The organism is Ideonella sp. P3_A4 (assembly GCF_056403075.1).
Window position 1 is genome coordinate 1 of sequence record NZ_JBFUGE010000145.1, and the last position, 12,797, is coordinate 12,797.

Sequence of the window (12,797 nt, forward strand, 5' to 3'; positions counted from 1 at the left end):
TAGTAGGGGATCGCATGCACCAGGTCACGCAGCGTGACGCCGGGCTGCATCGTGCCCTTGAAGCGCACCAGCACCGACTCGGGCATGTCCAGCGGCATCACGCCGGTGGCGGCGCCGAAGGCGACCAGGCCGGAGCCGGCCGGGAACGAGATGCCGATCGGGAAGCGGGTGTGCGAGTCGCCGCCGGTACCCACAGTGTCGGGCAGCAGCAGGCGGTTCAGCCAGCTGTGGATGATGCCGTCGCCCGGGCGCAGCGAGACGCCGCCGCGGTTGCTKATGAAGGTCGGCAGCTCGCGGTGCGTCTTCACGTCGACCGGCTTCGGGTAGGCCGCGGTGTGGCAGAAGCTCTGCATCACCAGGTCGGCGCTGAAGCCCAGGCAGGCCAGGTCTTTCAGCTCGTCGCGGGTCATCGGGCCGGTGGTGTCTTGCGAGCCCACGGTCGTCATCTTCGGCTCGCAGTAGGTGCCCGGGCGGATGCCCTTTTGCTGGCCGTTCTCGACGGCCAAGCCACAGGCGCGGCCGACCATCTTCTGCGCCAGCGTGTAGCCCTTGCCGGTATCGACCGGCGGCTTCGGCAGGCGGAAGATGGTCGACGCGGGCAGGCCGAGGAACTCGCGTGCCTTGGTCGTCAGCGAGCGGCCGATGATCAGGTTGATGCGGCCGCCGGCGCGCACCTCGTCGAACAGCACGTCGCTCTTGAGCTTGAACTCGGCGACGGTCTCGCCGTTCTTCACGATCTTGCCTTCGTACGGCAGGATGTCGATCACGTCGCCCATCTCGAGCTTGGACACGTCGACCTCGATCGGCAGCGAGCCCGAGTCTTCTTGCGTGTTGAAGAAGATCGGTGCGATCTTGCCGCCCAGCGTGACGCCGCCGAAGCGCTTGTTCGGCACGAACGGAATGTCTTGCCCGGTGGCCCAGATCACCGAATTGGTGGCGCTCTTGCGCGAAGAACCGGTGCCGACCACATCGCCTACGTAGGCGACCACGTGGCCCTTCTTCTTCAGGTCTTCGACGAACTGCATCGGGCCGCGCTTGCCGTCTTCTTCCGGCTTGAAGGCAGCGCCTTCGCGGGTGTTCTTCAGCATCGCCAGGTAGTGCAGCGGGATGTCCGGGCGGCTCCAGGCGTCGGGTGCCGGCGACAGGTCGTCGGTGTTGGTTTCGCCGGGCACCTTGAACACGGTGACGGTGATCTTCTTGTCGACTTCGTGGCGCGAGGTGAACCACTCGGCGTCGGCCCAGCTCTGGATGACTTCCTTCGCCTTGGCGTTGCCGGCCTTGGCCTTCTCGGCGACGTCGTTGAAGAAGTCGAACATCAACAGTGTCTTCTTCAGCGCAGTCGCTGCGACGCCAGCCACTTCGGCGTCGTCCAGCAACTCGATCAGCGGGTGAACGTTGTAGCCGCCGACCATCGTGCCCAGCAGCTCGGTCGCCTTGGCCTTGCTGACCAGGACGACCTTGATGTCGCCGTGCGCAACGGCGGCCAGGAAGCTGGCCTTGACCTTGGCGGCGTCGTCGACGCCCGGGGGCACGCGGTGGGTCAGCAGGTCCAGCAGGAAGGCTTCTTCGCCCGCCGGCGGGTTCTTGATCAACTCGATGACGTCGGCGGTCTGCTTGGCGTCGAGCGGCAGCGGCGGGATGCCGAGGGCGGCGCGTTCAGCGACATGTTGGCGATAGGCTTGCAGCATGGCGGGGCTCTCCTGAAAGACGGGGCGAGGGTTTCTACGCTATTTTATATCTTATATAAGACTTGCCAAGGCCCACCCGTGACGGCGCGCCGATCTGGCGTGTGCCGGGGCGGGCAAGACCGTCGATTCTCCCGCAGGACGGCGCCCGCGCAAGGCCGCCGCGCCCACGCCCGACCCGGCTTGAGGGTCTGTTCAGGGCTGGTTCGGGGCCCCCGCGGCGTCGCCAACGAAAAAGCCCGGCAAGGCCGGGCTTTCTGAAGGGGCGGTGCGCGACGGCGCTCAGTTGCCCATCAGGCCCTGGCTGCCCTGGCCTTCGGCGGCCTTCTTGGCGGCGGCCTGCTTCTCGTGCACGCATTCGTCCACCAGGCGGTGGCCGGCTTTCACGTCCATCAGCATCGACTTGTAGGCGATCTGGATCATCAGCGTCTGGCCCTTGACGTCTTCCAGGCGCAGCGCACCGGTCGACGACAGCACCGGCTTCATCGTGTACTTCTGCTTGTTGAACGAGACGTCGACATAGCCGTYGTACTTCGGGTTCGTGCTCACCTCGACGCTCTGGTTCAGCTCGCACTGGTAGGCGCCGATGTGGGTCATCGCGGCGGCTTTCTGTTGGTCGGCGTCAGCGGCCGGCAGCGGGACTTCGGGCGGCGGCGCCTTGACGGCGGGCTTGGCCGCTTTCTTCATCGGTGCTGCTGCGGCAGGCTTGGCGGCGGGGGCTGCCGGCTTCGCGGCAGGTGCCGAGGCCTGGGCATGCGCGACAGTCGCGGCGCCGGCCAGCCAAGCGGCGGCCAGTGTGAGGGTCAGGGTGCGGTTCAACGACATGAATTGGAACTCCGGGGAACGGGACGACGGGCGGCATTGTCCGGTTCCATTCGGTGGCAGGGGTGACCGAACGTTTCCGCCGAGGGGTTGGTGTCGGTGCGGTGCGCACTAAGTCACGCGTCGAAGAATTCCAACCGCACCTCGGCCGGCAACTGCGGCCCGCCAGCGAACGAGGTGCGGTGCGCTCGCTGCAGCACTTGCCAGAAGTAGCGGTAGCTGGCGCGATCGTGCAGCTGCTCGCGGCCGCGGTGGCCATGGCGGATCGGCGCCCAGTTGGCGGCTCGCGCGGCCATGATGATCTCGATCGCCTGGTCCACCTCGGCCACGCTGGGCGCAAAGGCGTCGATGATCGGGCGGATCTGGTCGGGGTGGATGCTCCACATGCGCAGATAGCCCAGCTGGCGCGCTGCGCGTTCGGCCGCAGCCTGGATCGCGGCCTCGTCTTTGAACTCGGTCACCACGCAGTGCGAAGGCACCTTGGCGTGACCGTGGCAGGCGGCGGCGATCTCGAGCTTCGCGCGCAGCACCAGTGGGTGCTCGAACTGGCCTTGCGCTCCCATGGCCGATTGCGGGATCGCACCCCGGTGCGCCGAGACGAAGTCCATCAGCCCGAACGACAGTGACTCGATGCGCGGGTGCGCTGCCAGCGCCTGCACCTCACGCAGCCCACCATGGGTTTCGATCAGCGCGTGCAGCGGGATGCGCCGTGCCAGGCCGGCCTGATCGCTCAAGCGATCGATCTCAGCGGCCGCGGTTTGCAACTCGGCGACGCTGTCGATCTTCGGCAGCATCAGGTAGGCAGCCCGCGCGCCGGCGCGCTCGACGATGACGCGCGCGGTCTCGGCAAACGCGGCGCGGGTGGTCTGCGGCAGGCGCACCCCGACGCGGCCGAACTGGTTCAGGTCGCTTTGCAGCAATTCGCCGATCAGGTGCGCGTGCTCGACCTCACCGCCGACCGGCGCGCCATCCTCGATGTCCAGCGTCACATCGAAGGCCGGGCCGAGTTCGGCCTGCAAGGCCAGGGCCTTGCGCATGCGGGCTTCGACACCGGCGTAGTGGTCACAGACCGGCAGTTCGGGCAGCAGGTCGCTGGCGTCGAACAAAGCGTCGCGGGGGTGGACGAGGTCAGTGTGGCTCATGGCGGTGTCCATCTTCAGGGGCAAAGTCTCAGGATTTTCGCTGCGCCACGATGAACAGGCGAGGGAATGCCAGCAAGCGTTGGCCGTCAGCCCGCGCTGGGTAGGCGAGGTCGATGCGGCGCTCGTACTCGGCCAGAAAGCTTTGCTGCAGCGGCGCGTCCAGCGCATCCAGAAACGGCCGCAGCCCGGTGCTGCGCAGCCATTGCACGATGGCGTTGGCCGAAGCCATCGGGTGGCGGTAGACCGTGTGCCACACGTCGACCTRCACAGCGTCGCGCGCCAGCAGGTCGTAGTACTGGCCGGCTTCGAGCAGTCGGCTGCGCACGGCGCCGGCGTCGCCGATGGCAGCAGCCCAGGGCGCTTCGCCGGCCACTTCGCGCATCAGCCGGTGCGAGGGCTCGTCCAGGTTGTCTGGCATCTGCGCCGCGAGCACGCCGCCGGGCGCCAGGGTGGCGAACAGGCGCGGGATCAGCGTCGCGTGGTCGCCCAGCCATTGCAGCGAAGCGTTGGCATAGACCAGGTCCGGTGCCGCGCCGTCCGGCGCCCAGTCGGCGATGTCGCTCAGCTGGAAGGTTTGCTGCGGCAGTCGCTGGCGAGCGTCGGCCAGCATGGCGGCCGAGTTGTCGGTGCCGACGACGTCGGCATCGGGGAAGCGGGCGACCAACAGCTCGGTCGAATTGCCGGGACCGCAGCCCAGGTCGTAGATGCGGCGCGCTGCGGTCAGTGGCACGCGTGCCAGCAGCTCGCGCGCAGGGCGGGTGCGTTCGTCCTCGAACTGCCGATAGAGGTTGGGGTTCCAGTCGCTCATCGTGGCTCCTGCCAAAAGGAAAAAAGGCCGGGGGACGAATCCACCGGCCTTTGATCATGTTGCGTTCAGCGCTGCGTTCAGAGCAGGTGCTTGACGCCTTCTTGCTCACCCTGCAGCTCGGCCAGGGTCTTGTTGATGCACTCTTGCGAGAAGGCGTCGATCGGCAGGCCTTCGACGATCTTGTATTCGCCGTTCTCGGTCGTGACCGGGAAGCCGAACATCACGTCCTTCGGGATGCCGTATTCGCCGTTGCTGGGCACGCCCATCGTGACCCAGCCGCCGTTGCTGCCCAGGGCCCAGTCGCGCATGTGGTCGATCGCGGCGTTGGCGGCCGAAGCGGCCGACGACAGGCCGCGCGCTTCGATGATCGCGGCGCCGCGCTTGCCGACTGTCRGCAGGAACACGTCCTTGTTCCAGACCTGGTCGTTGATCATGTCCTTGACCGAGGCGCCATCGATCGTGGCGAAGCGGTAGTCGGCGTACATCGTGGGCGAGTGGTTGCCCCAGACGGCCAGCTGCTTGATCGCGGCGACCGGCTTGCCGGTCTTGGCAGCGACCTGGCTCAGCGCGCGGTTGTGGTCCAGGCGCAGCATCGCGGTGAAGTTCTTGCGCGGCAGGTCCGGCGCGGCCTTCATCGCGATGTAGGCGTTGGTGTTGGCCGGGTTGCCGACAACCAGCACCTTGACGTTGCGCGAAGCGACGGCGTTCAGGGCCTTGCCCTGGGCGGTGAAGATGGCGCCGTTGATCGACAGCAGCTCGGCACGCTCCATGCCTGGGCCGCGGGGACGCGAGCCGACCAGCAGCGCGTAGTCGGTGTCCTTGAAGGCGGTCATCGGGTCGCTGTGGGCTTCCATGCCGGCCAGCAGCGGGAAGGCACAGTCTTCCAGCTCCATCATCACGCCCTTGAGCGCCTTCTGGGCTTTCTCGTCGGGGATCTCCAGCAGTTGCAGGATGACGGGCTGGTCCTTGCCCAGCATTTCGCCCGAGGCGATGCGGAACAGCAGGGCATAACCGATCTGGCCGGCGGCGCCGGTCACAGCCACGCGGACGGGCTTCTTGCTCATGGTGAGGGTCTCCGAAGGGAAGGTAAGTGAATCCTGGGTCGGGTGCGCCGGCGGCCAAGAAATAAGAAGGTCGCGCGCGAGCCGAAGCCGCAAGTGTAGCCTCGCGGGCCCCGGGTTGACCCTTGGATTCTGGTATTCTTATGTCTTATATAAGACACAGCTCTCATGGACGCCGGGCATCTGCCTGTGCTGCAATCGCGCCACCATGCCCGCCGACCTGCCGACCCCTTCTGACTCCGACAGCCCCGCGCTGCCGGCCGGGCCGGCGTTCAGCCCGCTGTACCAGCAGATCAAGGCCTTGCTGTTGAACAGCCTTCAGGGCGGCGAATGGAAGCCGGGCGAGGCGATCCCCAGTGAGCTGGAGCTGGCCGGGCGTTTTCGGGTCAGCCAGGGCACGGTGCGCAAGGCCATTGACGAGCTGGCGACCGAGAACCTGCTGGTGCGCCGGCAAGGCAAGGGCACGTTTGTCGCGACCCACGCCGAAGAACAGATCCAGTACCGCTTCCTGCGGCTGGCGCCCGATGAGGGGCCGCCTTCAGGCATGGAGCGCCACTTCCTGGACTGCCGCCGCATGCGTGCCCCGGCCGAAGTGTCTCGCGCGCTGGCCTTGAAGGCCGGCGAGCCGGCGTTGCTGGTGCGCCGCACGCTGTGGCGCAACCGGGCGCCGGTGGTGCTGGACGAGATCTGGCTGCCCGCATCGCTGTTCAAGGGCCTGACCGCCGAGCGCCTGGCGCAGTACGCCGGACCGATGTACGGCCTGTTCGAGACCGAATTCGGCGTGCGCATGATCCGCGCCGAAGAAAAAATCCGCGCGGTGGCCGCCGACGAGACGACGGCCGAGCTGTTGCAGGTGGCGCCGGGCGCGCCGCTGCTGAGCGTCGAGCGGCTGTCGCACACCTACGGCGACAAACCGGTCGAGTTGCGCCGCGGCCTTTACAACACCACCTCGCACTACTACCGCAACGAGCTGAGTTAGGACCGCATAAGTGTCCTGGCCAATAGGTCGGACACCCTCCGGCAAGCCCGGCGAAAGCTTGTTGCGCTGCAATAGAATCGTTCGGTTTCACTGCGATTACGTCCTGCGCTGATCACACGGACCCCGGACTTCTTCTCTAACGACAAGAGCGCCACACCAAGGACCTCGACATGGCCAATACGCTGCCCGGAACGCCGCCACCCTCCTCGGCCAAGCGACCGGAATTCCGCAACATCAATGCGTTGACGGACCTCCCGAAATACCGCCTGCCGGCCGCCGGCATCGTCTCGATCCTGCACCGCATCAGCGGCTTCGTGCTGTTTCTGCTGATGCCTTTCGTGATCTGGCTGTTCGACGTCAGTGTCAGCTCCGAGATCTCGTATGACGCGTTCCGCAGCGCCTTCCTGGCTGGCCTGGGCTTCCTGCCCGCCTGGTTCGTCAAGCTGGTCACCCTGGGCCTGATCTGGAGCTACCTGCACCACTTCGTCGCCGGTGTGCGCCACCTGTGGATGGACATGACGCACAGCGTTTCGCTCGCTCAGGGCAAGAGTTCGGCTGTTGCCACGCTGGTGATCAGCCTGGTGCTGACCGCGCTGCTCGGCGCCAAGCTGTTCGGCCTGTTCTGACCCGGCCGCGAAGGAATTCACTCATGGCAATCAACCACGGTTCCAAGCGCCTGGTCGTCGGCGCGCACTACGGCTTTCGCGACTGGCTGGCGCAGCGCGTCACCGCCGTCCTGATGGCGTTGTTCACGGTCGCGCTGCTGCTGCAGATCCTGATCGGCGGCCCGATGGGCTACGACAAGTGGGCGGGCATCTTTTCCCGCCAATGGATGAAGGTCTTCACCTTCGTCGTCATCGTCTCGCTGCTGTACCACGCCTGGGTCGGCATGCGCGACATCTGGATGGACTACATCAAGCCGGTGGGTCTGCGCCTGTCGCTGCAGGTGTTCACCATCGTGTGGCTGGTCGGCTGCGCCGGCTGGGCGATTCAAGTGTTGTGGAGACTGTGAACGTGGCCGCCTCGATTTCCAAACGCAAGTTCGATGTGGTCATCGTCGGGGCCGGCGGCTCCGGCATGCGCGCGTCGCTGCAGCTGTCGCTGGCCGGCCTGAACGTGGCCGTGCTGTCCAAGGTCTTCCCGACCCGTTCGCACACGGTTGCCGCGCAGGGCGGCATCGGCGCCTCGCTCGGCAACATGAGCGAAGACAACTGGCACTACCACTTCTTCGACACGGTCAAGGGCTCGGACTGGCTGGGTGACCAGGACGCGATCGAGTTCATGTGCCGCGAAGCGCCGAAGGTCGTCTACGAGCTCGAGCACCTGGGCATGCCGTTCGACCGCAACCCCGACGGCACGATCTACCAGCGTCCGTTCGGCGGCCACACGGCCAACTACGGCGAGAAGCCAGTCCAGCGTGCCTGCGCCGCGGCCGACCGCACAGGCCACGCGATGCTGCACACGCTGTACCAGCAGAACGTCAAGGCCCGCACCAACTTCTTCGTCGAGTGGATGGCACTCGACCTGATCCTCGATGCCGAAGGCGACTGCGTCGGTGTCACCGCGCTGGAGATGGAAACCGGCGACCTGCACATCCTCGAAGCCAAGACGGTGCTGATGGCCACCGGTGGCGCAGGCCGCATCTACGCCGCGTCGACCAACGCCTTCATCAACACCGGCGACGGTCTGGGCATGGCGGCGCGAGCCGGCATTCCGCTCGAGGACATGGAGTTCTGGCAGTTCCACCCGACCGGTGTGGCCGGCGCGGGCGTGCTGCTGACCGAAGGCTGCCGTGGCGAAGGCGCGATCCTGCGCAACAGCAACGGCGAGCGCTTCATGGAGCGCTACGCCCCGACGCTGAAAGACCTGGCCCCGCGCGACTTCGTTTCGCGCTCGATGGACCAGGAGATCAAGGAAGGTCGCGGCTGCGGTCCGAACAAGGACTACGTGCTGCTCGACATGACCCACCTGGGCGCAGAGACGATCATGAAGCGCCTGCCCAGCGTGTTCGAGATCGGCCACAACTTCGCCAACGTCGACATCACGAAGGAGCCGATCCCCGTGGTGCCGACGATCCACTACCAGATGGGCGGCATCCCGACCAACATCCACGGCCAGGTGGTGGTGCCGAAGAACGGCAACCCGAACGAGATCGTCAACGGCCTGTATGCGGTGGGCGAATGCTCCTGCGTCAGCGTGCACGGTGCGAACCGCCTGGGCACCAACTCGCTGCTCGACCTGCTGGTGTTCGGCCGCGCGGCCGGCAACCACATCGTCGACACGGCGCTGAAGACCAAGAACCACAAGCCGCTGCCGGCCGACGCCGCTGACCGCACGTTGGCCCGCTTGGCTCGGCTCGATGGCAACAAGAACGGCGAGTACGCGCAGGACGTGGCGGGCGACATCCGCGCGACGATGCAAAAGCATGCCGGCGTGTTCCGCACCCAAGGCGTCATGGACGAGGGCGTGGCCCAGATCAAGCAGGTCGCCGAGCGCGTCAAGTCGATTGGCCTGAAGGACAGCTCCAAGGTCTTCAACACCGCGCGCATCGAAGCGCTGGAAGTCGAGAACCTGATCGAGGCCGCGCAGGCCACGATGATCTCGGCCGCCGCCCGGCCTGAGAGCCGTGGCGCCCATGCCCACAACGACTATCCGCAACGCGACGACGCGAACTGGATGAAGCACACGCTGTGGTACTCGGAAGGCAACCGCCTGGACTACAAGCCGGTCAAGCTCACGCCGCTGACCGTCGACTCCGTGCCGCCCAAGGTCCGTACCTTTTAAGCCTCCGGCAGAGAACCAAGAATCATGGAAAAGCGTACGTTTGAGATTTATCGGTACGACCCGGACAAGGACGCCAAGCCCTACATGCAGACCATCGAGATCGAGCTCGATGGGCATGAGCGCATGCTGCTGGACGCGCTGATCAAGCTGAAGGCCGTCGACCCCACGCTGTCGTATCGCCGCTCGTGCCGCGAAGGCGTGTGCGGCTCCGACGCGATGAACATCAACGGCAAGAACGGCCTCGCGTGCCTGACCAACATGCGCACGCTGCCGGGCAAGATCGTGCTGCGCCCGCTGCCGGGCCTGCCGGTGGTGCGCGACCTGATCGTCGACATGACGCAGTTCTTCCAGCAGTACCACTCGATCAAGCCCTACCTCGTCAACGACACGCGGCCGCCCGAGAAGGAACGCCTGCAGTCGCCCGAAGAGCGCGAAGAACTCGACGGCCTGTACGAATGCATCCTGTGCGCGAGCTGTTCGACCAGCTGCCCGAGCTTCTGGTGGAACCCGGACAAGTTCGTCGGCCCGGCCGGCCTGCTGCAGGCCTACCGCTTCATTGCCGACAGCCGCGACGAAGCCACCAGTGAGCGCCTGGACAATCTGGAAGACCCGTACCGCCTGTTCCGCTGCCACACGATCATGAACTGTGTCGACGTCTGCCCGAAGGGCCTGAACCCGACCAAGGCGATCGGCAAGATCAAGGAATTGATGGTCCGCCGCGCGGTCTGAAGCCCACGCGACGAACATTCAGCTTCGAGCAAACAAAGGCATGGAAACTGCCATCCTGTCCCCCGGTGACCTGGGGCGCCTGAAGTGGCGCTGCCGGCGGGGCCTGCTCGAAAACGACTTGTTCGTCGAACGTTTCTTCCGCCGCCATGAGGCTGGCTTGACGCTCGATCAGGTGCATGGCTTGCAAGCGTTGATGGACCTGTCCGACAACGATCTGCTGGACCTGCTGCTGGCGCGCAAGGAGCCGGAAGGCGAACTGGACCGCCCCGATGTGAAAGAAGTGCTGGCGATGCTTCGCCAGCCCGGCTGAGCGCCGAACGAAGAATTTGCTCGAAAGGAATCGACGATGACCCCGTCCGACGTGAAAGCCACCCTGTCGTTCTCTGACGGCAGCCCCACCATGGACCTGCCGATCTACAAGGGCTCGATCGGGCCCGATGTGATCGACATCCGCAAGTTGTACGGCCAGACCGGCAAGTTCACCTACGACCCGGGCTTCTTGTCCACCGCGTCGTGCAACTCGACCATCACCTACATCGACGGCGACAAGGGCGAGCTGCTGTACCGCGGCTACCCGATCGAGCAGCTCGCGGTGAACTGCGACTACCTCGAGACCTGCTACCTGCTGCTGTACGGAGACCTGCCGAACGCGACGCAGAAGGAAKACTTCACCGCCCGCGTGACCAACCACACGATGGTCAACGAGCAGATGCAGTTCTTCCTGCGTGGTTTCCGCCGCGATGCGCACCCGATGGCGGTGATGACCGGTCTGGTCGGCGCGCTGTCGGCCTTCTATCACGACAGCACCGACATCAATAACCCCGAGCACCGCGAGATCGCCGCGATCCGCCTGATCGCGAAGATGCCGACGCTCGTGGCGATGGCCTACAAGTACACCATCGGCCAGCCGTACATCTACCCGAAGAACGACCTCTCGTACGCCGGCAACTTCATGCGCATGATGTTCGCCACGCCGTGCGAGGAGTACAAGCCGAATGACGTGCTGGTGCGGGCGATGGACCGCATCTTCACGCTGCACGCTGACCACGAGCAGAACGCCTCGACCTCGACCGTGCGCCTGTGCGGCTCGTCGGGCACCAACCCGTTCGCGGCCATCGCGGCCGGCGTGGCCTGCCTGTGGGGCCCGGCGCACGGTGGCGCCAACGAGGCCGCACTGAACATGCTGGGCGACATCCAGCGCCAGGGCGGCATTGCCCGCATCGGCGAATTCGTGGCCAAGGTCAAGGACAAGAACTCCGGCGTCAAGCTGATGGGCTTCGGCCACCGGGTCTACAAGAACTACGACCCGCGCGCCAAGCTGATGCGCGAGACCTGCCACGAGGTACTGAGCGAGCTGGGCCTGGGCAACGACCCGCTGTTCAAGCTGGCGATGGAGCTCGAGAAGATCGCGCTGGAAGACGAATACTTCGTCGCCCGCAAGCTCTACCCGAACGTCGACTTCTACTCGGGCATCGTGCAGCGCGCGATCGGTATCCCGGTGCCGCTGTTCACCGCGATCTTCGCGCTGGCCCGCACGGTCGGCTGGATCGCGCAGCTGAACGAGATGATCGGCGACCCCGAGTACAAGATCGGCCGCCCGCGCCAGCTCTACGTCGGCGCCGCGCCGCGCGATGTGAAGCCGCTGGAACAGCGCTGATCGACACGGCGCTCGCGCCAACGACAAGGGCCACCTCGGTGGCCCTTTTTCATGGCTCTTTGCGCGTTGCCTATGGATGAGCGAATCGGCCGAGGGAGAGGCTGAGGAGCTGCTCCGGAGGTAGGTGGCGCGGCGCGCAGCGGTCAACAGCCCTGAACCAACCCAGGTAGTGGTGCAGGTAGGTGGTAGCCACACCGCGAAAGCGGCGCAGCCAGCCCTTGAGCCGTGAGTGGTAGGCGTTGACGTTCTGGATGTGCCAGGGCCCACGCACGCGCGGGCCGGTCGTCATGTTCAAGGCGTGGTGCTCGATGCCCATCTCGACGGCGGCGGTGGCCATGGCCGAGCTGCCATCGGTGCACAGCACCGCGTCCGGGGCGAGCACGGTGGTGAGCGAGGCCAGGATTTCGCGCTTGGAGGCGCGCCCGAGGATGAAGTCGGTGCTGCCACCAGAGCGGTCTCGGGCCACCAGTACGGGAACATGGTCGTCGCTGGTGCCCCGGGTGCTGGCGTGGCCGCCTCGGCACCGGGGCGCCCGCCCGCTCACGCGCTGGCCCTTGGCCGAGCGCAGGATGAAGGTCTCGTCCGCCTCAGCAATGCCGCTGAGCAGCGCCGACTTGGCCTGCTGTGCCAGGCTGAGAAAGCGGTGGCGCCAGCGGAATGCGGTACTGGGCGCCACCTGCAGGCGCTCGGCCGCCTGGTGCACGCTCAGGCCCTCGTCGAGCACCCGGGCCTGGGCCAGCCACTTGTGACGCTGGCGCAGCCGGGCCAGCGGCGTGGCCGTCAAGGCGTTGAAGGTCTTGCCGCAGCCCCGGCACTTGTAGCGCTGCAGACCGTCGGCCTGCCCGTTGCGCACCACCCGAACGTCAGCGCAGTGGGGGCACCTCGGCGTCGCTTCGCCCGCCTGGTCAATCTGAGCCAGAACCCGCTCGCCCTCGTCCGGTGTGTGCAACTGCGCCATCAGCGCCTGGCGCTGCCGAGCGCTGAGCTCGTGCAACCGCTTCAACCACCGCTTCCAGTCTTGTTCCTGCATCGCCTTCTCCAGGGAACCCGGCTTGCCGCCGTCTACCTGGCACGATGCACTTCCACTGGCTCATGGCCTGCGCCTGTCACTACTCAATGCGCAAAGAGCC

The 12,797-nt window shown here is 66.1% G+C and carries 13 protein-coding genes; 7 read left to right on the top strand and 6 right to left on the bottom strand.

Going from position 1 to position 12,797, the window contains the following annotated elements; genetic code table 11:
- From AC1DYI_RS14755 to AC1DYI_RS14775, 5 genes are all read right to left on the bottom strand, one after another.
- The coding region (locus AC1DYI_RS14755) for a bifunctional aconitate hydratase 2/2-methylisocitrate dehydratase (protein WP_477204877.1) at positions 1-1,688 on the bottom strand (1,688 nt) is incomplete at its 3' end.
- A gap of 279 nt (positions 1,689-1,967) precedes the next feature.
- Positions 1,968-2,510, bottom strand: a complete 543-nt coding sequence (locus AC1DYI_RS14760) for a hypothetical protein (protein ID WP_477204878.1) — start codon at positions 2,508-2,510, stop codon at positions 1,968-1,970.
- A gap of 113 nt (positions 2,511-2,623) precedes the next feature.
- Positions 2,624-3,649 (bottom strand): HpcH/HpaI aldolase/citrate lyase family protein, encoded by a 1,026-nt coding sequence (locus tag AC1DYI_RS14765; protein WP_477204879.1) that lies wholly within the window; start codon positions 3,647-3,649, stop codon positions 2,624-2,626.
- Between the two features lie 28 nt (positions 3,650-3,677).
- On the bottom strand, positions 3,678-4,457 hold the full coding sequence (gene tam, locus AC1DYI_RS14770; protein ID WP_477204880.1) for a trans-aconitate 2-methyltransferase: 780 nt from the start codon (positions 4,455-4,457) through the stop codon (positions 3,678-3,680).
- A 77-nt stretch (positions 4,458-4,534) separates the two neighbouring features.
- A complete protein-coding gene (locus tag AC1DYI_RS14775; RefSeq protein WP_477204881.1) occupies positions 4,535-5,521 on the bottom strand; it encodes a malate dehydrogenase in 987 nt (328 codons plus the stop codon).
- 205 nt (positions 5,522-5,726) lie between these two features.
- Between AC1DYI_RS14775 and AC1DYI_RS14780 the strand changes: the two genes are divergently transcribed.
- The 7 genes from AC1DYI_RS14780 to gltA all read left to right on the top strand — a co-directional run bounded on the left by AC1DYI_RS14780 (position 5,727) and on the right by gltA (position 11,667).
- Positions 5,727-6,497 carry a GntR family transcriptional regulator gene (locus AC1DYI_RS14780; protein ID WP_477204882.1) on the top strand — a complete coding sequence of 257 codons (771 nt, stop codon included), beginning with the start codon at positions 5,727-5,729 and terminating at the stop codon, positions 6,495-6,497.
- 170 nt (positions 6,498-6,667) lie between these two features.
- Positions 6,668-7,123: a succinate dehydrogenase, cytochrome b556 subunit gene (gene sdhC / locus AC1DYI_RS14785; protein ID WP_477204883.1), complete on the top strand. Its 456-nt coding sequence runs from the start codon at positions 6,668-6,670 to the stop codon at positions 7,121-7,123.
- A 23-nt stretch (positions 7,124-7,146) separates the two neighbouring features.
- A complete protein-coding gene (sdhD, locus tag AC1DYI_RS14790) occupies positions 7,147-7,509 on the top strand; it encodes a succinate dehydrogenase, hydrophobic membrane anchor protein (RefSeq protein WP_477204884.1) in 363 nt (120 codons plus the stop codon).
- A gap of 65 nt (positions 7,510-7,574) precedes the next feature.
- Complete coding sequence (gene sdhA / locus AC1DYI_RS14795; RefSeq protein ID WP_477204889.1) at positions 7,575-9,281, top strand: succinate dehydrogenase flavoprotein subunit; 1,707 nt, start codon at positions 7,575-7,577, stop codon at positions 9,279-9,281.
- Between the two features lie 24 nt (positions 9,282-9,305).
- Complete coding sequence (locus AC1DYI_RS14800) at positions 9,306-10,010, top strand: succinate dehydrogenase iron-sulfur subunit (RefSeq protein WP_477204885.1); 705 nt, start codon at positions 9,306-9,308, stop codon at positions 10,008-10,010.
- 40 nt (positions 10,011-10,050) lie between these two features.
- On the top strand, positions 10,051-10,320 hold the full coding sequence (locus tag AC1DYI_RS14805; protein ID WP_477204886.1) for an FAD assembly factor SdhE: 270 nt from the start codon (positions 10,051-10,053) through the stop codon (positions 10,318-10,320).
- Between the two features lie 36 nt (positions 10,321-10,356).
- On the top strand, positions 10,357-11,667 hold the full coding sequence (gltA, locus tag AC1DYI_RS14810) for a citrate synthase (protein ID WP_477204887.1): 1,311 nt from the start codon (positions 10,357-10,359) through the stop codon (positions 11,665-11,667).
- A gap of 70 nt (positions 11,668-11,737) precedes the next feature.
- On the opposite strand, the gene AC1DYI_RS14815 is transcribed toward gltA, so the two are convergent.
- Positions 11,738-12,697 carry an IS1595 family transposase gene (locus tag AC1DYI_RS14815; RefSeq protein ID WP_477204888.1) on the bottom strand — a complete coding sequence of 320 codons (960 nt, stop codon included), beginning with the start codon at positions 12,695-12,697 and terminating at the stop codon, positions 11,738-11,740.
- Between the last annotated feature and the right edge of the window lie 100 nt (positions 12,698-12,797).

Bases quoted from the DNA above. Each gene is read 5' to 3' on its own strand.
- AC1DYI_RS14800 (WP_477204885.1), top strand. From the start codon at position 9,306: ATGGAAAAGCGTACGTTTGAGATTTATCGGTACGACCCGGACAAGGAC.
- AC1DYI_RS14765 (WP_477204879.1), bottom strand. From the start codon at position 3,649: ATGAGCCACACTGACCTCGTCCACCCCCGCGACGCTTTGTTCGACGCC.
- sdhC (WP_477204883.1), top strand. From the start codon at position 6,668: ATGGCCAATACGCTGCCCGGAACGCCGCCACCCTCCTCGGCCAAGCGA.
- AC1DYI_RS14815 (WP_477204888.1), bottom strand. From the start codon at position 12,697: ATGCAGGAACAAGACTGGAAGCGGTGGTTGAAGCGGTTGCACGAGCTC.
- sdhD (WP_477204884.1), top strand. From the start codon at position 7,147: ATGGCAATCAACCACGGTTCCAAGCGCCTGGTCGTCGGCGCGCACTAC.
- sdhA (WP_477204889.1), top strand. From the start codon at position 7,575: ATGCGCGCGTCGCTGCAGCTGTCGCTGGCCGGCCTGAACGTGGCCGTG.
- AC1DYI_RS14780 (WP_477204882.1), top strand. From the start codon at position 5,727: ATGCCCGCCGACCTGCCGACCCCTTCTGACTCCGACAGCCCCGCGCTG.
- AC1DYI_RS14805 (WP_477204886.1), top strand. From the start codon at position 10,051: ATGGAAACTGCCATCCTGTCCCCCGGTGACCTGGGGCGCCTGAAGTGG.